The sequence below is a fragment of the Bradyrhizobium sp. WYCCWR15520 genome, from assembly GCF_056174665.1.
The window spans coordinates 1-19030 of record NZ_JBWBWM010000026.1 but is presented as its reverse complement, the minus strand read 5'-3'; the positions used below and the strand labels follow the sequence as shown (position 1 = coordinate 19030).

Sequence of the window (19030 nt, the reverse complement as noted above, 5' to 3'; positions counted from 1 at the left end):
ACTGCATCCAGAATCATTGGGCGAGCTTCACATTGCTCCTTGAGGACGGAGGCCGAACGGATGTCGTGCTTCTTCCTCGCGATCAAGCGCTACCAGATAAGGCAGGTATGACTTGTTGAAGGTTGTGGTACCCTCTGAAGGGTGCTGATCGTAACTGAGCAGCGAACCACTCCGCACGTAGCAACTCCTTTCCGGGAGATATCGAATGCCCGCGACCACAGGCGAAGACGAGAAACGCGAACGGCGGACACGTGCAGGGCCCGAACTGGCCCAAGCATCAACCCCTGGAGGAGGTGGCGCCGCTGATGGTGTTAGAGAAAAGGCGGCAGCTGCATCGCACATTTCATTTTCGTTTCCGGAATGGCAAAAATCAATCGAAGCAACAAGAAACCTGTTCGCCGCGGCACTGGGGGGCGGATTGAAATTGGCTGCTTCCTCTTTGCACGACCAGGCCAATTTTCTGAAAACTCTTGCCGACTCCAAAACTTCCTCTGAGCTACTGAAGTGCCACGTGAATTTCGCGGAGCAATCCTGGTCGAAATCGTTCAGCGAAGGCTCGAAGATGTTGGATCATTTAAACCACAGCCATCAATCTGCGGTAAGATAAGCAATCCGCCAAGCGTGAGATAGGGCGCGACCGCGCTCTATTCCCTGCGCGACCGGGCCGTACGTTGCGGCTGGCGACGGTATGGAGCGTTCTTTCGACTACGTTACGACAACAATAGGAGGCAAAGATGAAGCGCAGCGCATCAGTTTTCCTTGTCACATTCGCGCTCGTGGGCTGCGCGCGCCCAGGCTCCTGATCTCGATTCCGCACTGAACAATCCCGACAAGGTCTCGTGGGAACTGTTCGCGATGGTCAACAAGTCTGCCGGGCCTGAACAACAACGTGGTGTTAGAGACCTGGGCGTCGGTATCTGGGCGAGATCGTGAGCAACTCGCCGCCTGGGCCTCGAGGGCGAGCACCTCGCGCAGCGCGTGCATGTCATGGGCACGCTGAGCCGACTGCTCGCAACGAACGGTGAGCTCAGCCCGGTGATCTCGCCGCACGTCGCGACAAGCGATGGCGAAAATTTCAGGGTACGCGCCACGCAGCGGCGCAGCTTTCGCATCGGAGCACCATCATGACAAATTCTGATATCCTGAAGCATTTTCGAGCCGGTCCGGACATCGCTTCACTACCGAAGTGGGGGTGGGTTTTCGCCCTCGGCGTAGTTTATGTTTCACTGGCTTCGTGGCGCTCGGTAGCGTTGCGCTCGCGACGGTCGTGAGTGTGCTCGTCGTTGGCGTGATGATGTTCATCGCTGGTGTCGCCGAGCTGATCAACGCCTTCCAGGTAAAGAATTGGGGCAAGTTTTTTGTGTGGGCTCCTTTGGGTGCGCTCTACATCGTTGCGGGCTTTGTGACATTTGAGAATCATGCGCTCGCTGCTGCGGTGCTTACGCTGATCCTGGGCGGATCGCTGGTCGCCGCCGGCATTATGCGCGTGATCCTGGGATTCAGCATGAAGCGCCAAACGGCGAGGTTCTGGCTACCGACATCTGGCGTGATTACCATGCTGGTTGGATTGTTGATCCTAGCACGTTGGCCGATCAACAGTGTTTATATCCTGGGCCTGTTTCTCGGCCTCGATCTAATTGTGGCAGGCGCGAGCTGGATCGGAATCAGCTTTCGCCTGCGCCGCACTTCGATCGTGTCACAGGCACTATCGCCGGCGTAGTGCGGGGCGCCTTAATTCGAAGAAAGACATGCAGAGCCAGAGGAGAGTTTAGCTGTCTCCACCGGAGGTGCTTACTGACCGAGAAAGAATTCAACCCTTAGAAGTGGCTACATGGTAGAAAAGACAGCCACATCGCACATTTCATTCCGGAATGGCAAAAATCAATCGAGGCAACAAGAATCATGTTCGATGTGGTACCAAAGGACGGATTAAGATTGGCTACTTCCTCTCTGCACGATCAGGCCAATTATCTGAAGAATCTTGCCGACTCTAAAAATACATTGATGTGCTGAAGTGCCACCTCGACCTCGCCCAGCAATCTTGGTCGAAATCGTCAGCGAAGGCTTGAGATATTGCATCGTCTCAGAACGCCTCCACTATTTGCGGTAAAATAGCAAGCCGCGAAGCTTGCGCGACAAGCCGGTGTACCGATTGTGCATGCCATATGGCGCGATGCTATCGCTCCAACCGATTGAACCATTACGGCCTTTTAACAGGCTCTCTTCGATCCATCAGTATCCAGCGCGGATTCGGACCGCGCCGAGAGCGTCGCAACTTTTGCTGGCGCAGCGTTTTCTCGTGTTCCAGGAGCAAAGCCAGCCATTCGGCGTGTTCGAGGCTGCGCGCTTCGGACTGGGCATCGAGGTCCTTGAAGCCTTTGGCCATACCGTGGAGACCGAGGCTATGCAGCAGGTCGAGGGTAGGATGGGTCAGCATGCTGGATAATCCTTTCAATGGAAGTAACCGGGGCCGCGCAGATTGGGATGTTCGATGACCGCGTCCTCGGTATCGCGAGAACTGCGTTCGAGCTTGTTGGCAATGATGGAGGCGATGCTCTTGTAGGTCAGTGCGCTGACCGCGACCGCGCGGGCCGCGATCAGCTCGGCGCGTTCGGGATGAGGCCGATTGGCCAAAATGGCGAGGACTTAGCCCCTCGGTGTTGGGCCCGATCGACCGCCCCCAGCGCCGGAATCGATCGGGAGTCCACTCGGCGTAACGCCGATGCGCACTGGGCATGTGATCGGGATCAGTGCCGTGCCGGCGGCCGCCATAACGGCGCTGGTGAGCAGCAACACGCAAACCCCGATGGAACAACTCGATGGTCCGGGTGGTGGCGCGAACGTCGACCTGCTCCCGGATCAGGCCGTGTGGAACTGAGTAGAAGAAGCCGTCGACCTCGACGTGATAATCAAGCGAGACGCGGGCCAAGGGCCATTCCGCGAACTGATAGTCAGCATCCGGCAACGGCGCCAGGACAGGCCTTTCGACGGTCTCGAACAATTGTCGGCGGCTGACGCCGATCCGGCGCATGACGTGGGCGTTGATGCGCTCCAGCGCGGCGGTGATTGCCGCTTTCGCCTCGGCCAGGGAGAAGAAGGTCTGCCCGCGAAGCCACCCGAGGGATATAGGTCTGGGCAAAACGCACTCCGGCTTCCACTTTTGCCTTATCCCGGGGCTTTCTTGGCCGTGCCGGAAGGATGCCAACGCCGTAATGGGACGCCATCATCCCGTAGCTGCGATTGATTTCAGGGTCATAGAACGAAGCCGGTGCACGCCGGACTTTGTCAGGGACGACGAGGCGGGCACCCCGCCAAAGAACCGGAACATCCGGACATGGGCCTCGATCCAGTCCGGTAGTGTCTGCGTCCAGCTCGCCTCGGCGTACGTGTAATTCGAGGCGCCAAGCACGGCGACGAAGATCTCCGCGTCGCGCACAACCCCAGTTTTGCGATCAACGATCATGATCTTCTTGCCGGAGTAATCGACAAAGACCTTGTCGCCGGCCGGATGGTGCTGCCGCATCGTCGGAGACAGCCGCCGCACAAATTTCCGGAATAAATCGCAGAACCGGCTGTAGCCATATCCTTGGGGGTGGACCGCCCGGTACTCCTCCCACAGCACCATCAGATTGACGCCAAGCCGCTTCAGCTCACACACCAGCGAGGCCCAATCCGGTTCCCGGCGCCGGCGGAAGCCGCGCCTGACGCCGGCATGGGCAAACAGACGTTGTTCAAGAACGGCATCGGTCAGATCGCCCGCCAGAGGCCACGCCAGCCCGGCAGTCGAGGCACGCTTGAGATTGTCCTGGATGGTGCTGCGCGCCACACCGAGCGTGCGCCCGATCTCCCGGGCGCTCACCCCATCACGGGCAAGCCGAAGCATCTGTCGTATCTGTCGCATGGTCAGTTCTCTCCGCTTCCTGGTTGATCAACGAGGGACTTGATGCCTGAAGAACTGACCCAAACGAAAACGCCGACTTCCAAAACCCCGGCCGGCTTCAAATCGGAATGCCGGCCGGAACAAATCGGAATCCGCACTTGCTTGCGCGTGCGAAAATGTTCCAAATATCCGATCGACCCTGCGCGCGGAGCGATGGATGCCACGTTCCCAGTTGACGACCCGCGGGATGACCATGGCCCTCGCGCGAAACGCTGTGGAACTTCTCTTCGTCTCGATCGATGTTACGCCATCCGTTGTTGCGCGCCTCTTGACTTTTCTCACTTCAGCCGAAGCGGATCGTGCGGCCCGTTTTCATCGTGACGAGGATCGACGCAGAAGCATCGTCGGCCGCGCCGCGTTGAGACGCCTCTTGTCCCGGCATCTGGGCGTCGAGCCGCAAGCGTTTCGTTTCGATCTGCGGGAGAACGGCAAACCCTTCCTGCAGCAGTCGGACATCCACTTCAACGTGAGCCATTCAGGCGAGGTCGTCGCGATCGCGCTAGCGGCGAACGAAGTCGGGGTCGACATCGAGGCCAAGCATCACATTCCCGAAATGGCGGCGATCGCGGCGCGTTTCTTTTCGAAAAACGAGGCGGAGCGCGTGCGCGCCGCGACCGATCCGACCGACGAGTTCTTTCGCATCTGGACCATGAAGGAAGCGGTCGTGAAGGCTGCGGGACAGGGTCTCGGGCTTCCGCTCGATTGTTTCACTGTTCCATCCTCTGCGCCGGCGCCGCGGCCCGTGATTCCCGTCGGTGAGCCGCCGATCATGACAAACTGGTTTGTTGTCCAGATAGAAGTCCCCGACGGATACGACGGATACTACGGCGCGGTCGCAATGCGCGGCTCCGACTGGCGCGTGGTCGCACGATGGCTCCCGGCGCGGAATCTAGCCGCAGGAAAATGAGCCGCTCCGCTCCAGCACGTAGATGAACCACGGCGCGACCGTCATCTCGCTGACCCAGGAATAAGGCTCGTCGGCGCGCCCGAGCGGGCGGTACTCGGCGCGCAACACGAGCCCGCTGGCCGCAAACAGGTCCAGGTAGTCCTGGTGAGACCAGACGAGGTCGACTACGGGCCGCGAATCACCAACGTCAGTCATGACGATGCGGACCACCTCGCCGCTTTTCGCCACGCGGTTCTCGGGAAAGGCCTCAGTTGTGAACGACGCCCATTCGTGCCTGTATATCTCCGGCGTCGAGCCGAGCATGATGACGCGCCCGTCCGGCCGCAGCAGGCGTCTCAGGCCTTCCAGCAAGGCGCGCCGGTTGGCGAGGTCGGGAATATTGTCGAATGCGAAAGCCGAAAGCACGAGGTCGAGCGATCCGGGCGCGAACGCGCTGAAATCGCCGTTGCCGACCAGGCGATAGTCTCCGTCCGGATCAGCTTTCTTGGCAGCTGCGATCATGCTCCGCGAGATGTCAATCCCGATGGCGTCGAACTTGAGCTTCTTGAGGAAGCGGGTCGAACGGCCAGCGCCGCAGCCGAAGTCGAGTGCCGTACCACCCTTTACATGGGCCGCGATGATGGTCGGCAGATCGCGGTAGGCGAGATAGTACGTACAGGGGAACTCCAACCGCGCGTACGCCTCGGCACGCGCGGCATCGTCATAGACGTTGGAGAAGGACATGGCTTCGCTCCTCTCAGGATATCGCCCCAAGGGCCGCGATGGCGGCACTGCTCGCGCGCCACTCACACTGAGGAATTGGCCGGGGGCTTTGTCGTACGTCTTCAATGCAGCAGACACTCCGTCTCCGACTGCAGCCGGTGGCTCCGGCCGTTGTCGGTCCAGCAGTCGAACGGGAACCGATCTCGCCTCCCGACGGGCCGCAGATGATCGAGCCAGGTCGCGTCCGGGTCGCACGCGGCGACGAAGAGCGTGCGATCGAAGGCCGGATCGCGCGCCTGGAGGAAATCGCAGATCAGCATCGGCGTGTCCGGATCGGCCGCCCCGGCACGCGCCGGCAGCGCCGCCAGCGCGGCGGCCGCGCAGTCGTCGAGCAGGCTGCGCAGCGTGACCGAGCCGAGAATCCGCACCTTGCCAGGGAACGCCGACATCGACGGGCCCTGCGCGGTGCGACCGAGGCCGGACACACGCGCCTGCGCCTGCCGATAGACGTCGAGCGCCCGCACCAGCGGCACCTCGAAGTACTTGCGCGCGCCGGTGTCCCGCTCGACGAACATGTAGTAGGGAACAAGCCCGAGCCGCACGCCCGTCCGCCACAGCGCGGCCCACGCCTCGGGGTTGTCATTCACATGGCGGATCAGCGGCGTCTGCATGCGGATCTGCGCGCCGGTCGCGCGGATGCGGCGGATGGCCTCGCGGGCGATCTCCGGCGCGAGCTCGGCCGGATGCGAGTAGTGCCCCATGACGGCGAGATGCCGCCCGGCGGCGACGATCTGCTCGAACAGCCGCAGGCAGTCGTCCGCATCGTCGTCCGACACGAAGCGATACGGCCACGAGGCGACCGCTTTGGTACCGATGCGGATCGTCTGCACGTGCTCGAGCGCGGGATCGAGCAGCGGCTCGATGTACTTCCGCAGCACCGGCGCGCGCATCACCATGGGGTCGCCGCCGGTGACGAGCACGTCGGTCACTTCGGGGTGGACCTTGAGATAGGCGACCAGGTCGGTGGCATCCTTGCGAGCGAACTTGAGGCCGTCCATGTCGACGAACTGCGCCCAGCGGAAGCAATACGTGCAGTAGGAATGGCACGTCTGTCCCTGAAACGGAAAGAACAGCACGGTTTCGCGGTACTTGTGCTGCAGGCCCCAGAGGGGCCGTCCCGCGACAATCGGCACGTTGTGGGTAAGCTGCCCGTCCGGATGCGGATTGAGCGCCAGCCGGATGCGGCGGACGGTCCTGGCCAGTGCTTCGCTGTCGTTCTCGCGCAGGCATTGCTTCACCTCGCCGAACTCGTCGGCGTCGAGCATCTCTCGCTGCGGGAAGATTAGCCGGAAGATCGGGTCGTCGGGGACCTTGGACCAATCGATCAGGCTCTCGACCACGTAACGGTTGGCGCGGAACGGCAGCACCTGCGCGACGACCTGGATGGCCTCGCGCAGGTCGGGGTCGAGGGCGGCCCATTCCGGCAGCTTGCCGATGTTGTGCCGGCCGATCGCCTGGTAACGGCCCATCTTCGTGCCACACAGGTTCATGAGCGCCTCCGTGGCGCGCTAGGCGGCGCGCGAGCGCCGCTGGCCGATGAACGCCGCGCCGATCGCGCCTCTGACCTGCGGGTTGTCCACCACGTAAATGTCGGTCTTGAGCGCGTCGGCGAGCGCCCGCACGACGCCGGAATTGAGCGCCACTCCCCCGCTCATCCCGACCCGGCCGCTGATCGTCACGGTGCGCAGCAGCGAGGCGGCGCGCGCCGCGATCGAGTTGTGGACGCCGCGCACGATGTCCGGAATGGGTGTCCCGACCGCGACCAGGGAGACGACCTCGGTCTCGGCAAAGACCGTGCAGGTATTGCTGATCCGCACGGTGTTCTGCGAGCGCGCCGACACCTCGCCGAGCTGGTCGAGTGGGACCCCCATCGCCCGCGCGGTGACCTCGAGGAACCTGCCGCAGCCGGCCGCACACTTGTCGTTCATGGCGAAGTTCTCGACGTTCCCGTGCTCGTCGATCCGGATCGCCTTGCTGTCCTGGCCGCCGATCTCGAGGATCGTGCGGATCTCCGGATTGATGAGGTGCATGCCGAGCCCGTGGCAGGTGATCTCCGAGAGGTGCTTGTCGGCGAACGTGATGTTCTCCCGCCCGTACCCGGTCGTGACCACGAAGCCGACGTCGTGGCGCCTGAGCCCGGCCTTGGCCAGCACCTGCTCGTAGGTGGTCTCGGCCGCCGCCCGGTTGGTGCCTCCGGTCAGCACCACGTCCGATGCGATCACCTCCAGGCGATTGTTCATGAGAGCGGACTTCGTCGACAGCGAGCCGACGTCGATACCTACCGTGATCATGTTGTTGCGCCTCCACGCGCCTATTGCATCAACTCGAGAAAAGCGTCGACCCGGTTCTTGACGTGGTTGAACGCGTAGTTGTTGCGGTCGACCAGGTCGATGTTGAGCGTGATGTGCCTGATCTTGCGCCTTGCGGCGAAGTCCCTGAGCACCGGGCTGATGCCGGCGATGTTCCGGCATCCCCACACGTTGACGATCACGAAGCCTTCGACGGAGAAGCGATCGCAGATCCGCTCCAGCTCGACCGACATCCGCTCCGCATTCCAGTGGTAGAGGATCGCCCGCTCGGCGATGCTGTGCAGCGGCCGGGTCTCGTCGAGGCTGCGCAGATTGGCGTTCCACAGCGGCGCCCAGTAGAGGATCTCGACCACGCGGCTCATGTGGCGCAGCAGCTCGTGTGCCTCCTCCGGGACCTGGCCGATCCACATCACGCGCTTGCCGCTGCCCGGCGCGTCCTTGGCGAGCTCGGCCGCAGCCTGGTACAGTGCCTTGCACAGGGTCACGTTCTCCCGCGGGCCGAAATAATTCATCCCGAAGATCTCCTGCAGCTCGCGCGAGACGCCGGGAAGTTTGTGGGTCTCGAGCAGTGCCACCGTCTTGCGGTAGTACTCGCGGGCCTCGTTGGAGAACGCGACCGCCCGCTGCAGGGACTCGGAACTCCCCTCGAGTCCGAGCTCCGCCGCCATCCTCTCTCGCATCCGCTCGATCTGCCCTGCGACGTAGCCGATTGCGTCCTCGTCGAGCGATTCCGGGGTGTTTAGCGCGATCACCGGCACGTTGAATCGCTTCCCGGCGAGGCACATCTCCTTGGCGAGGCCCTCGCACGGCTGGTCGTTGGTCAGGACGAAGTCCGGCGTCGGATAGCAATCGGCCAGCATCATGCCGTACGGCCCGCGCAGGAACGAGCAGATGTCGCGTGACAGCCCCTTCTCCTGCGTCAGCTGGAAGATGCGGTTCACGTCGACCGACTGGGCGAGCATGATCGCCATTGATTCGATGTTCCACGGCATCGCGCCCGCCGCGAACACGACCTCGGTGGGAAACTGCTCGGACACGTACGCGACCTTGGAGTCGTCGCGGTAGGCGTCGGCTAGGCGATGGCAGTTCATCACCGAGCGCATGCGGATTGCCTTGCGCAGGGCCTGGGGGGCCTCGGCTTCATCGGCATGCGGCTCGCCCATCAGGCCGAGCAGGTTCTGATACTGCGCTGCGCGCTCTCCTTCGCGTCTCTCGGTTCTCACGGGCGTCACCTCATGTCATCCGGGATTCCAGAAAAGTCTGAATTCGCGTTCGCGTGCCGGCGATGTTCGTCGCGTTGCGTTCGCCTTCGATGAACAACACCGGGATCTTCTCGGCCTGCAGCCTCTGCTGGATGTAGGGGTATTCGTGCAGGTTGGTGTCGCAGAACTTGAGAACGTAATAGATGACCGAGTCGACGCCGTAGGCGCGCACCAGCTCGAGCATGTGGCGCATCCTCACATCGGTATCGAGGCGGCGCGCGCTCGTGTGCTTGTCGAGATAGTAGGCGGCGATCGCCGCGACCGGCTCGGCGTCGGGATCGATGCGGCCTTCGAAGTACTTCGCTCCGTTGCTGATGTCGGCGCAGATCGCTTCGGCGCCGGTGTCCTCGATGGTGTCGATGATACCCTGGTGATCGAAGTAGCTGCCGCAGATCATGACGCGATGTGGCCGCCGCCGGGGCAGGGAGTCGGAGGCTTTGAGCGCGTCGAGCAGGGTCGCGACGCGGTGGTTGAACGCGTCCTTGAGCCCCGTGGTCGCCGCCTTGACGACCCCGATCGCTTCGCCGCCCGACAGCACCCGCCTGCCGTTGCGGGCATGGCGATCGAGTTCCTGTACCAGCGCGCGCAACCGGTTGCACGTCTCGATCGCCCGCCCGAGCGCCTCGTCGCCGATCTTGCGGTCATAGCGCCGCTCGAGCGCCCCGATCAGCTTGCGCAGTTGGGTCGCGAAGTAGGCCTTAGAAAGGTCGCTGGCATCCCCGGGCAGATCGAGATAATACGCCGACTGGCCGGGCACATCGCACGCCCACGCCTCGCACAGGCGCTTGCGCATGTCGCAACCGTTGACGAACACGACGCCGTCGGCGAAGTCATGGACGCCGTCCATCCCTTCGCTTAGGCAGCCCAGCACGTACGAGCAGTAGTTGGCGCTCAGTCGCGCGGCGGCATCGCTCGTGTTCGCTTGCTCCCCGGTGATGCGAAACGGGATCGCTCCCGCGGCGAGAAGAATTTCCTCCGGCGTGTGAATCGACACGAATCCGAGCTTCGGTTCCGGGCGAGCGCGCAGCAGCTCGAGCCGATCTCGGTGCAGGTCGACGACGTCGCGAATGGCATCCTGCACGGCGGTTGCGGTGCTCATGACGGGCTCCCAGATGCCTCAATGGCGTTGGAAATGGCCGAGATCGTCGGGGCCGACCGAATCCGGCAGAGGTCGGGTGCGGCGCCGAAGCTCGAATGGATGCGGGTCGCCAGCCGCGCGGCCGCCAAGGATGTCATACCGAGCGCCGACAGGTCCTCGTCCGGGGAAATCGTGTCGACGCCCAGCACGTCCCCGACGATCTCGGCCACCTTGGCAACGGACGGGGGCGAGGCTGCGGCCGGCTCCGACGCCAGTTCGGGAAGCGGCAACTGCTCGCGCTGCACGCGCCCGTCGAGGTCGCGCGGGATCGCGCCGACCTGCATGTAGGTGTCGGGAATCATCGCCGGCGGCAGCCATTGCGCGAGGTGGTGCCACACCGTCTGGACGAACGACTGGGCCGGCACCGGCCCGGTGCCGCGGACCACGATGAAGGCGACCAGCCGCTCGCTCAGCGGATCGCGGTCGTCGAATACCACGACGGCGTCGTCGATGGCGCCGTTCGATCGCAGCAGGCACTCGATCTCGGCAAGCGACACGCGGTGGCCGTCGATGCTCGCCTCCACCACCGGCCCGGTCAACGCGATGGTACCGTCGGCGAGCCAGCGCGCCGACTGGCCGGTGCGAAACATCCGGCCCGGCGCCACATGCGGACACGGCTCGAATTGGCGCGACGTGGTCTCCGCATCGTCCCAGTAGCCGGCCGCAACGCCGGCGCCGGCGACGCACAGCTCGCCGCTCACGCCGACCGGCAACATGCCGTCGTCATGGCCGAGTATCCGGATATGTGACAACCCGGCCGGCTTGCCGATGTTGTCGCCCGCCCCGGTGCCGCGCACCGGGAGGCTCGTCGCCAACACCGTGGTCTCGGCGGGGCCGGCGCATCGCACAAGCTCGTACTTGCCCCGCCGCAGCGCTCCCACATGGCCGCCGCAGGTCAGCACGAAACGCAGCGTCTCATTCTCGAGCCGCGCCAGCCTCTCGCAGTGCGGCGCCGGCAGCCAGGCGTGGGTCGGGCCGTTCCGCCGGAGAAAATCGTCGAGCAATCGCCCGTCGCGCGCCGTCTCGTCCGGCAGTATCAAGACCGCCGCGCCGGCGCCCAGGAACGGCCACAGCTCGAGGGACGGCTCTCTATCCAGATCGGCGATGTCTCCCGATGCTCTGTTCGCCTTGTGCGGCAAGTTAGAGGGCTTTGAGTTCAAGACGTCTCGCAGTGTCGCCGCCTTCGCCTGGCGCAACGTGATCGAGGAGAGATCGATCCGCTCAGCGCGGTCATATGATCACCATTGGCTTTTCTTCCTCGGGCTCATCTCTCTCCCGACACACCCACATTCGCCACGTCGCCGAGACATCCGTGGTCGTCATCGGGCGGGTTTGGTAATAGGTGCGGAATTTGTCGGCGACGGAATTGATCCGCTCGTTCGTCCAGCCGCGCTCTAGCGCAAATCTGACGTCAGCCTGTGACGGCTTCCAGTTCGTGGGCAGGAACGCCGATTGGCCGTTTGATCTTTTGCCAACCGGCTCAGAGAGAGCCTCTCTCTTTCCTTGTGGGTGTGGGTGTAAGTTTAGGTGTAGGTAGCATTGCCTTCGCACCTGCGATCGCATTGCGATCGGATGCACCTTTCTCCTTGTCCTGCCGACGTTTAGCGGAAGCCCTATTCGCTTCTATCTTCTGCCGCACGTAATCGTACTCCTTCCTCAAGCGCTCCTGCGTGATCCAATTCCCGGACGATTTGCAGAGGTCCCCGATGATCGGGCGCACAATCTTTTCGACCTTGGCGACCGACATTGCGAGGTGATGCGCGAGCCATTTGTCGTCGTTCGGAATTCGGCCACGCGGCTTTTCCCACATCAGGATCAGCAAGCTCAAATAAATGCCTCGCTGTTCATAGTTGAGATGGCGCGTACTCGCCGTCCACTCGTCGACCCACAAAGGCAAAGAAGGCAACTTGCTCATGGCACGGTAGCGTTCTTTCGTTTCAGGCTGCAGTGCGCTGCGGGAGTGTCCCGCTCGCATCACAGCCGGCGGATCTTTTGTCCGAAGCTTCTCGGTCCGGAATGGGCGGCACCATTTTTAACGTCACTCGCCATCTGGTATTTTACCTGATGGAGGTTGACACGCCTCCCGCCCATTTGCAATGTTTACTAATGGGGGCTTGTCATGGCGACACTTAGCGATTTGGTTACAGCGATAGCGACGGCGGAAGGGATCGACGCGGAGCGCGTGGGCGCGATCGCACGCGCTGTTCGCGAAGATGGCTTTATTCGAACTTCGGGGCGAGGAACTTCGGCTGCGCAAATGTCAGAGCAGGACGCGGCGAACTTGTTGATCGCGGCGAACATGGCAGATACGGCGCGCACCGCGTCGACCACTGTCACGCAATACCGCGCGCTCAAAGCTCAGCGGCAGCGAACGCGCGAATTCGGCAGCGAACTGGAAGAGATGATTGGAGCGGCTAAGCAGGAGCGCTTGGCGCACTACATGATGAAGGTCGTCGCGCTCCTAGGAACGCGCCGCCATATTCTCGGCAGAAAACTGTTTCTCGACGAGGCCTATAGGCTCGACATTGAATTTGAGAAACCGGTTCCTTCGGTGGTCTTAGGAGTTTGGGCTGGGAGCCGAAACGACTACATCTCTTTCGAGGATCGCCGGCAACAGCTATCAGCCGCTGCTGGTGACCGCAGGGAAAGAACAAGGATCACCGAGCGGACGATCCTTGCGGTCGGCAACGTTCTCCGGACATAAGGGTGACCATGATGGCGCGTGATAACGAGTGCATCGCTGACGATCTGCTCGAACGTGCAGAAGAAATCGCGCGCTTTATATTCGGCTCCGCAGCCAAACGTCGGCGCGTCTACCACTTGGCAGCCCATTCGGAACTGCCGCTGTTTCGGCTCGGCGACGTTATCTGTGGTCGCCGCAGCACATTGCTCGCTTGGATCGCCGAGCAAGAAAAAACTAGTGTCGGTCTCAAGTGAGGTGCGCGCCATGATCGAAGCATCCGAACATGTAGAGGACGAGCTTGCCAAGAGCGCATCAACCAAGTCCGGACCTCGACGCATGTTGAACGAGGCGCAGGTTCTGGCGATCGTCCCGGTCTCACCGGTGACGCTTTGGCGTATGGAAAAGACAGGCAGGTTTCCGCGCGGGAGCGTCATAACTCCGAACCGCAAGGTCTGGTTCGAGGATGAAGTCATCGCTTGGCAGAACGAGATTAATGGCCGCGCCCGTGGCCGCCCAAATCACCCCAGCGGCTCGAAATCCTAAGTACTCCATGTTGCGCGTCGCGTCGGCCGGCGGGAGCCTCGGCTTGGAGTTGCTCGCATTGCTGCTGCATTACTCCGGAGCCGATGCCGATAGTCCCCGCAGCGCGCCGAACGCACCAGCGACCAAACAGCGGGCTTCACCAGATTTCAAATGAAAACCCGGCCAGCGACGTGCTGACCGGGTCGGGTCATTTGGGTGGAGTTTTCGTGTATCAGGCCGCGAGCCGCAGCTTGGCGATGGCCTTCGGCGCTCGTTCGGCGATGATGCGCCGCAGTTCGGCTGCGATGCCGTCGAGCACTGCGCGCTTCTGCTGGGCACGTTTCGACTGATTATAGATGCCGGTAACCCTGTTGACCTTCTCGCCGTCATCCCTGGTTACGGCGTGATCGAGGCATTTCGCGATCGCGGCGTCTGAGTACCCGAGTTCGCCTGCCAGCGTAGCGGCGGTGCGGCGCAGATCGTGCGGCGTGAACGGCTTCAGGCCCAACAATTCGCAAAGGCCCGATTTCTTGCTCTTGTCCGGGTTTTTCTCGTGCTTGGTGCCGCATAGCGCGGTTGCCATCGCAATGCGGTGGATCGGTTGACCCGGATAGACCGGGCTTTCAAAAACAAACTGTTGTGCGTCGCTGGCCAACGCTTCGCGGATAATCTCGACCGCCAGATCGGACAATGGCTGCTCGATCACGCGGCGCTTCTTGACCCGCTTAGAAGGCACGCGGAAGTAAGGCGCGCTGCCGTCGAGGTCGAACCGTTCGTTGCGCTGTGCGGCTAGCAGTTCGCGTGAGCGCAGCATGGTGACCAATTCGAATTTGAGCGCCAGCCGCGTTTGCGATCCCAAGGCAGGTCGTCGCGGTCAAGGCCATGCCAGAAAATCCGGATTTCATCCTCGGTCAGCACCCGTTCGCGGGCATGCTCCTTCGGTAGTTTCGGAAGATTGAAGGTAGGGCGGCAGGTTTCGGGGACGAAGTCGCGGCCCGCTTCCGCTGCCCATGTGTAAAGGCCCGAGACGGCGCGGCGCATGTGGCGGGCGTTGCTGGCCGATCGCCTCCCGTACTTGCCGTCGAGAATGTCGTTCGACAACTCAGCGATATCCTGCCGTGTCACGTCGCTTGCGATCATCTTGCCGAGCTTCGGCTCGACCAAGCGCCTCAGGTGGCCTTCGGTGCAGCGCCAGCTTTCGATGCGGGGCCGCATCTCGCCATCGGCCTTCCGCTCCAGTTGCTGCATCCAGTTGATGCGCAGTTTGATAATCTCGGCCACCGTCTTGCCGTGCTTGCCTTTGGTGACCCGGTGCTAGCGCAGTTGATTGACCAGCGCCGCCGGATCGAGCGCCTTCAGCGCATAGACCCGGCTGCGCGCGTGCTCGACAGTGAAGGTCTCCGGGTTGAAGATGCCGAGCGTGGTCGAGCGCTGCTTGCCGGTTCCCGGATCGGTGAACTTGAACGAGAGTGTGGCCACGCCTGCCGGGATGATGGAGACGTAGAGACCTGGGCATCTGCGGTCGTAAATCTTGGTACGGTTGGCGACGCGCTTTCCGCACCTGCGGTCCGTTAGGATGACGCTGCCGCTGCGTCCGCGCTTGGCGCGGTCAACGGTCGTGGTAGTATCGCTCATGGTTTCAGGCTCCTCGAAGGGTTTGGGACCATGGGCTCGGGCTTGGGTCTCTCAGTCCTTGGAGGATCGCGAGAGGCTTAGGACCGGGCCCTAGATTTGGCGAAATGCGCTGAAAGCTGGTGACTGGTTGCTTTCAGGTTCTTTCACCTGATTTCAAAATATAGCCCACACGACTTCGCCGTCCGCGGATAGACTGCATTCGTCTTGTGCAGCCATCCGGTCCACCGCATCCCACCGCGCGTTCGTGACGATCGCGACCCGCCCCTCGCATCGGGCGAGACGCGCGCTACAAGCAACTGATTTGCGCCAAGACTGAAGGGAAATGTTTTTTGCCGGTGGGCTGGACAGACTTCTGGCTGATTTGCCCCGTCGGGTTGATTAGTCGCGGCCTCGACCTCCACATCGTTGTTGCACGCAAGGCACACGCCCGGGTTGAAGCATCACTGTCAGGGAAAAATGAGCAGCATGCGCCACATTGGTGACGAGATCGTAGCGCTACCTGGGCTGCCTCACCGGGCCGATCGTTGAATAGATCCACTCATGCCAGCCGCCATGGATGGTCACGGACCATCGCTTCTTAAAAGTCTCCTAAACCTGTCAAAGAGATATCCCGAGCTTAGGTTTGGCGGCAGGCCGGCGTCCCCAAACGAAGTCGATCATTTCATCGACTCGTCACGCGATGGCTCCATGATGGAGACAGTCGCCACGAAGTTGGATCAATAATGCAATGCGCATAGCAATGATTGGGGCCGGCTATATAGGCCTGGTATCCGGAGCCTGTTTCGCCGATTTCGCCCACGACGTCACCTGCATCGACAAGAATGCGGAGAAGATCGCGGCGCTGAAGCAAAGCAAGATCCCGATCTACGAGCCCGACCTTGATCAGCTCGTCACATCAGGCGTGAACGCCGGCCGCTTGAAATTTGCCACCGATCTGTCGAGCATCGGAGATGCGGACGCCGTCTTCATCGCGGTCGGTACCGCTTCCCGGCGCGGCGACGGGCATGCAGATCTCAGCTATGTTCCCGCAGCCGCGCACGAGATCGCGACGCATCTGAAGGATTTCACGGTCGTCACCAAATCGACGGTGCCGGTCGGCACCGGCGACGAGGCCGAGCGGATCGTGCGGGAAGCCAACCCGGCCGCCGACTTCGCCGTCGCTTCGAATCCGGAATTCCTGCGCGAGGGCGCGGCGATCCGCGACTTCCAGCATCCCGATCGCATCGTCGTCGGCACCGCGGACGAGCGGGCGCGGAAGGTGATGGGCGGCGACATCCGTGGCAAGACCATTGCCATGCTTGGCCTCACCTTCAAGCCGGACACCGACGATGGGCGCGAAGCCCCGTCGCTCCCGCTGATCGCCGGCGCCAAGGTGGGAGCCCACGACCCCGTCGGCATGGAGCAGGCAAAGAAGGAACTGGACGGCAGCGAATATTGCGACGACCCATACACCTGCACCCGCGGCGCCGACGCGCTCGTCATCGTCACCGAGTGGAAGTTTCGCGGGCTTGATCTGGAGCGGATCAAGCGGGCCATGGCGGCGCCGGTGATCGTCGACCTCAGGAATATCTACCGGCCGGAAGACGTGCGGGCGCAGGGGTTCAAGTATGAGAGTATTGGCCGGCAGTAAGTGGATCGCAGAGATTTACTGACGAAGCTGAGTTGGCCGTCGAACAGCAACGGGGTCTATCATGCAAGTTGCGATGGATGATCAGGAAATGACGCTGTTCAAGAGCTTCGTAGCTCTATCGACGCGATATCTGGAGTTTGGATCAGGCGGCAGCACGTGGCTGGCCTGCCAAACGAAGAAGGAGTGGATCATTTCGATCGACGCGTCTCAACCATGGCTTACCAATGTTGCTGTCGCAACCCGGAATTGCGCTAACAGACCCGAGCTGATTCACGTCGATATAGGTAAGCTTGGCGATTGGGGCTATCCAGCAGATCGAGAAAAGGAGGCCTCGTGGCCGCAGTACCACGAAAGTATTTGGCAGCGACCGCAAAGCCGAACCGCTGATTTTTGTTTCGTTGACGGCCGTTTCAGAGTGGCCTGTTTCACCCAATGTTTGCTTCACTCAACCCCAGGAACGTTCATAGCAATACACGATTTTTCCAATCGGCCCCAATATCACGCTGTCAAGCAGATCGCGCGGGAAATAGCTCGAGCGAACAACATGTCAATCTTTCAAAGACCATTACACTTAGACAGCGAACAAGCCCAAGAGATACTTCAGAAGCATCGTCTGGACCCTCAATGATGCGGCGTCGGTAATCTCTATCATTAGTCAACGACAGCTATAGGTGATACAACAACAGAGGGATGGCCCCCTATGACCATCGAGAAGTCGGTTCAGCACGTCGCTTCTGCTTGGAAAAGCTCTCCGTACTACGCGGATGCGGAGAGGTGGACGCATCTTTTCTGGGGGGACAACACTGTTTTCTTGCGACTTTTCAAAAAACTGGCACTCGATAACGTGATCGAGTTAGCCGCTGGCCACGGTCGGCATTCTGAACGAATTGTCGGACAATGCGGCGCAATCGCGCTCATGGACATACATCAGGAAAATATCGATGCTTGCAGAAGCAGGCTCGGTCGCTTTCCAACGCTAAGCTTTTTCGTCAATAACGGCTACAATTTTGAACCCATTGCCGCCGATACCATCTCGGCCATCTTCTGCTACGACGCGATGGTGCATTTCGCTCCTGACGTTGTTCAATCGTACATCAAGGACACCCGCCGTGTGTTGCTGTCAGGCGGGATGGCGCTTTACCATCATTCCAACCTCAACGCACCAGGGACAAACTACGCAAAAAATATTCATGCCCGTAATCATATGACGCAAGAGCTCTTCAGGTCATTTTGCGACGAAGCTAGGATGGAGATTGTAGAGTCTATCTCGATCAGATGGGGCGGCGTTGAAGATCTTGATCGCATCTCGCTGATTCGCAGGCCGTAGTCATTCTGCATGCAACCAGGGCTGCGGGTTTATTGGTCGAAGACTTGATACCGAGTTCGGAAGGGATCTGTGTAACCCGGTAAGCGAATCCATCTTCCACTCGTTCGTGTCTCCCGCTAGTTTGATCTGCGATCGCAGAAGTCTGCTCTAGCCGGACGTATACTTAGTGAACATCCATGTCGAACCACGAAGCGATAGAATTTAGTCACACCGGATGGTGCCCAATCTGTGAAATGGAAGCGATCTTCAAGGCTGATCACTCTTGGTTTCGAGATCGGCTCCGGTGCACTCGGTGCAATTCTATTCCTAGGGAACGCGCGATTATGTATGTTCTCCAGTCTCAATTACCGAACTGGAGGGACGCGATTATTCACGAGTCATCCCCCTCTCCGTGGCTACCCCTTAGCAAGAAGCTAAAGACGCAGTGTAAAGGCTATGTCGAGACTCATTACTACCCAGGTCTCCCATTCGGGCAGCCGCACCCAGAAAGGGATGAACCTCCTCCGAATTGATGGACACCTGTAGTAGGCTCGAAGAGCCAGGAGGTGTCGGATGGAAGGACGTCAACGTCGGTCGTTTACGGACGACTACAAGCGGCAAGCGGTTGATCTCGTAGCGTCGAGCGGGCGCTCGATCGGATCTGTTGCCAAGGAGCTTGGGCTGCGCGATTCCGTGCTGCGGCGGTGGATGGAGCAGCGAGGGGCTCGGCTGGAGCCGACGGCGGCGACGCGGCGCCCCACAACGCAGGCGACGCTGCCGTCGGCGGACCACGCGGCAGAGATCGCGCGTTTGCAGCGAGAGAACGAGCGGCTGCGCATGGAGCGCGACATTTTAAAAAAGTCGATCGCGATCTTTGCTGGAACACGGACATGAGATTCCGCTTCATCGAAGATCGCCGCGCCGACTATCCGGTGA

At 61.2% G+C, this 19030-nt stretch carries 20 protein-coding genes and 2 pseudogenes; 10 read left to right on the top strand and 12 right to left on the bottom strand.

Going from position 1 to position 19030, the window contains the following annotated elements; translation table 11 throughout:
• Positions 1-205 precede the first annotated feature (205 nt).
• Positions 206-607 carry a hypothetical protein gene (locus tag AC0QUY_RS27420; protein WP_161851813.1) on the top strand — a complete coding sequence of 134 codons (402 nt, stop codon included), beginning with the start codon at positions 206-208 and terminating at the stop codon, positions 605-607.
• A gap of 660 nt (positions 608-1267) precedes the next feature.
• A complete protein-coding gene (locus tag AC0QUY_RS27415; protein ID WP_371419411.1) occupies positions 1268-1720 on the top strand; it encodes an HdeD family acid-resistance protein in 453 nt (150 codons plus the stop codon).
• A 540-nt stretch (positions 1721-2260) separates the two neighbouring features.
• Here the strand turns inward: AC0QUY_RS27415 and AC0QUY_RS27410 are convergent.
• Positions 2261-2437 (bottom strand): annotated as a pseudogene (locus AC0QUY_RS27410) (AAA family ATPase); the annotation flags it as partial.
• A gap of 14 nt (positions 2438-2451) precedes the next feature.
• A pseudogene (gene istA / locus AC0QUY_RS27405) lies at positions 2452-3901 on the bottom strand (IS21 family transposase).
• Between the two features lie 196 nt (positions 3902-4097).
• Here istA and AC0QUY_RS27400 point away from each other — a divergent pair.
• Positions 4098-4847, top strand: a complete 750-nt coding sequence (locus tag AC0QUY_RS27400) for a 4'-phosphopantetheinyl transferase family protein (RefSeq protein ID WP_371419410.1) — start codon at positions 4098-4100, stop codon at positions 4845-4847.
• On the opposite strand, the gene AC0QUY_RS27395 is transcribed toward AC0QUY_RS27400, so the two are convergent.
• The 7 genes from AC0QUY_RS27395 to AC0QUY_RS27365 form a co-directional block, all read right to left on the bottom strand.
• On the bottom strand, positions 4830-5570 hold the full coding sequence (locus AC0QUY_RS27395) for a class I SAM-dependent methyltransferase (RefSeq protein ID WP_161851810.1): 741 nt from the start codon (positions 5568-5570) through the stop codon (positions 4830-4832). The genes AC0QUY_RS27400 and AC0QUY_RS27395 overlap by 18 nt on opposite strands.
• Positions 5571-5671: 101 nt before the next feature.
• Positions 5672-7099: a KamA family radical SAM protein gene (locus tag AC0QUY_RS27390; protein ID WP_161851809.1), complete on the bottom strand. Its 1428-nt coding sequence runs from the start codon at positions 7097-7099 to the stop codon at positions 5672-5674.
• 18 nt (positions 7100-7117) lie between these two features.
• On the bottom strand, positions 7118-7900 hold the full coding sequence (locus tag AC0QUY_RS27385; RefSeq protein WP_161851808.1) for an acyl-CoA dehydratase activase: 783 nt from the start codon (positions 7898-7900) through the stop codon (positions 7118-7120).
• Positions 7901-7920: 20 nt separating this feature from the next.
• On the bottom strand, positions 7921-9150 hold the full coding sequence (locus AC0QUY_RS27380) for a 2-hydroxyacyl-CoA dehydratase (RefSeq protein WP_475389316.1): 1230 nt from the start codon (positions 9148-9150) through the stop codon (positions 7921-7923).
• A 1-nt stretch (position 9151) separates the two neighbouring features.
• Positions 9152-10279, bottom strand: coding sequence for a 2-hydroxyacyl-CoA dehydratase subunit D (locus AC0QUY_RS27375; protein WP_161851806.1), 1128 nt, complete (start codon positions 10277-10279; stop codon positions 9152-9154).
• The gene (locus AC0QUY_RS27370; RefSeq protein WP_161851805.1) at positions 10276-11478 is read right to left on the bottom strand and encodes a non-ribosomal peptide synthetase; all 1203 of its coding nucleotides are present in this window, start codon (positions 11476-11478) and stop codon (positions 10276-10278) included. Before AC0QUY_RS27370 ends, AC0QUY_RS27375 begins: the two co-directional genes overlap by 4 nt.
• Positions 11479-11798: 320 nt before the next feature.
• Positions 11799-12233 carry a DUF1376 domain-containing protein gene (locus AC0QUY_RS27365; protein ID WP_161851804.1) on the bottom strand — a complete coding sequence of 145 codons (435 nt, stop codon included), beginning with the start codon at positions 12231-12233 and terminating at the stop codon, positions 11799-11801.
• 204 nt (positions 12234-12437) lie between these two features.
• On the opposite strand from AC0QUY_RS27365, the gene AC0QUY_RS27360 reads away from it, so the two are divergent.
• Genes AC0QUY_RS27360 through AC0QUY_RS27350 form a run of 3 tightly spaced genes read left to right on the top strand, consistent with a single transcriptional unit; the run spans position 12438 to position 13544 of the window.
• Positions 12438-13022 carry a hypothetical protein gene (locus tag AC0QUY_RS27360; RefSeq protein WP_161851803.1) on the top strand — a complete coding sequence of 195 codons (585 nt, stop codon included), beginning with the start codon at positions 12438-12440 and terminating at the stop codon, positions 13020-13022.
• Between the two features lie 2 nt (positions 13023-13024).
• Positions 13025-13255, top strand: a complete 231-nt coding sequence (locus tag AC0QUY_RS27355) for a DNA-binding protein (RefSeq protein WP_371419409.1) — start codon at positions 13025-13027, stop codon at positions 13253-13255.
• A gap of 10 nt (positions 13256-13265) precedes the next feature.
• Entirely contained in the window at positions 13266-13544 is a 279-nt protein-coding gene (locus tag AC0QUY_RS27350) for a helix-turn-helix transcriptional regulator (protein WP_161851802.1), read from the top strand.
• Positions 13545-13755: 211 nt separating this feature from the next.
• Here the strand turns inward: AC0QUY_RS27350 and AC0QUY_RS27345 are convergent, their stop codons facing one another.
• From AC0QUY_RS27345 to AC0QUY_RS27335, 3 genes are read right to left on the bottom strand one after another with little or no spacing between them, the layout of a single operon-like run.
• Positions 13756-14337 carry a tyrosine-type recombinase/integrase gene (locus tag AC0QUY_RS27345; RefSeq protein WP_246738557.1) on the bottom strand — a complete coding sequence of 194 codons (582 nt, stop codon included), beginning with the start codon at positions 14335-14337 and terminating at the stop codon, positions 13756-13758.
• Positions 14313-14804: a hypothetical protein gene (locus tag AC0QUY_RS27340; protein WP_246738556.1), complete on the bottom strand. Its 492-nt coding sequence runs from the start codon at positions 14802-14804 to the stop codon at positions 14313-14315. The genes AC0QUY_RS27345 and AC0QUY_RS27340 overlap by 25 nt, the downstream gene beginning before the upstream one ends.
• 33 nt (positions 14805-14837) lie before the next feature.
• Positions 14838-15158, bottom strand: a complete 321-nt coding sequence (locus AC0QUY_RS27335) for an Arm DNA-binding domain-containing protein (RefSeq protein WP_246738555.1) — start codon at positions 15156-15158, stop codon at positions 14838-14840.
• Positions 15159-15885: 727 nt separating this feature from the next.
• Here AC0QUY_RS27335 and AC0QUY_RS27330 point away from each other — a divergent pair.
• The 4 genes from AC0QUY_RS27330 to AC0QUY_RS27315 all read left to right on the top strand — a co-directional run bounded on the left by AC0QUY_RS27330 (position 15886) and on the right by AC0QUY_RS27315 (position 18988).
• Complete coding sequence (locus AC0QUY_RS27330; RefSeq protein ID WP_161851801.1) at positions 15886-16788, top strand: UDP-glucose dehydrogenase family protein; 903 nt, start codon at positions 15886-15888, stop codon at positions 16786-16788.
• 61 nt (positions 16789-16849) lie between these two features.
• Positions 16850-17416, top strand: coding sequence for a hypothetical protein (locus AC0QUY_RS27325; RefSeq protein WP_246738554.1), 567 nt, complete (start codon positions 16850-16852; stop codon positions 17414-17416).
• A 72-nt stretch (positions 17417-17488) separates the two neighbouring features.
• Positions 17489-18115: a class I SAM-dependent methyltransferase gene (locus AC0QUY_RS27320; protein ID WP_161851800.1), complete on the top strand. Its 627-nt coding sequence runs from the start codon at positions 17489-17491 to the stop codon at positions 18113-18115.
• Positions 18116-18667: 552 nt separating this feature from the next.
• A complete protein-coding gene (locus AC0QUY_RS27315) occupies positions 18668-18988 on the top strand; it encodes a transposase (RefSeq protein ID WP_475389314.1) in 321 nt (106 codons plus the stop codon).
• Positions 18989-19030 lie beyond the last annotated feature (42 nt).

Coding starts and splice junctions, on each gene's coding strand:
- AC0QUY_RS27375 (WP_161851806.1), bottom strand. CDS start 10,279: ATGAGCACCGCAACCGCCGTGCAGGATGCCATTCGCGACGTCGTCGAC.
- AC0QUY_RS27365 (WP_161851804.1), bottom strand. CDS start 12,233: ATGAGCAAGTTGCCTTCTTTGCCTTTGTGGGTCGACGAGTGGACGGCG.
- AC0QUY_RS27420 (WP_161851813.1), top strand. CDS start 206: ATGCCCGCGACCACAGGCGAAGACGAGAAACGCGAACGGCGGACACGT.
- AC0QUY_RS27335 (WP_246738555.1), bottom strand. CDS start 15,158: ATGAGCGATACTACCACGACCGTTGACCGCGCCAAGCGCGGACGCAGC.
- AC0QUY_RS27315 (WP_475389314.1), top strand. CDS start 18,668: ATGGAAGGACGTCAACGTCGGTCGTTTACGGACGACTACAAGCGGCAA.
- AC0QUY_RS27320 (WP_161851800.1), top strand. CDS start 17,489: ATGACCATCGAGAAGTCGGTTCAGCACGTCGCTTCTGCTTGGAAAAGC.
- AC0QUY_RS27350 (WP_161851802.1), top strand. CDS start 13,266: ATGATCGAAGCATCCGAACATGTAGAGGACGAGCTTGCCAAGAGCGCA.
- AC0QUY_RS27395 (WP_161851810.1), bottom strand. CDS start 5,570: ATGTCCTTCTCCAACGTCTATGACGATGCCGCGCGTGCCGAGGCGTAC.
- AC0QUY_RS27390 (WP_161851809.1), bottom strand. CDS start 7,099: ATGAACCTGTGTGGCACGAAGATGGGCCGTTACCAGGCGATCGGCCGG.
- AC0QUY_RS27325 (WP_246738554.1), top strand. CDS start 16,850: ATGCAAGTTGCGATGGATGATCAGGAAATGACGCTGTTCAAGAGCTTC.
- AC0QUY_RS27385 (WP_161851808.1), bottom strand. CDS start 7,900: ATGATCACGGTAGGTATCGACGTCGGCTCGCTGTCGACGAAGTCCGCT.
- AC0QUY_RS27345 (WP_246738557.1), bottom strand. CDS start 14,337: ATGCTGCGCTCACGCGAACTGCTAGCCGCACAGCGCAACGAACGGTTC.
- AC0QUY_RS27330 (WP_161851801.1), top strand. CDS start 15,886: ATGCGCATAGCAATGATTGGGGCCGGCTATATAGGCCTGGTATCCGGA.
- AC0QUY_RS27400 (WP_371419410.1), top strand. CDS start 4,098: ATGCCACGTTCCCAGTTGACGACCCGCGGGATGACCATGGCCCTCGCG.
- AC0QUY_RS27360 (WP_161851803.1), top strand. CDS start 12,438: ATGGCGACACTTAGCGATTTGGTTACAGCGATAGCGACGGCGGAAGGG.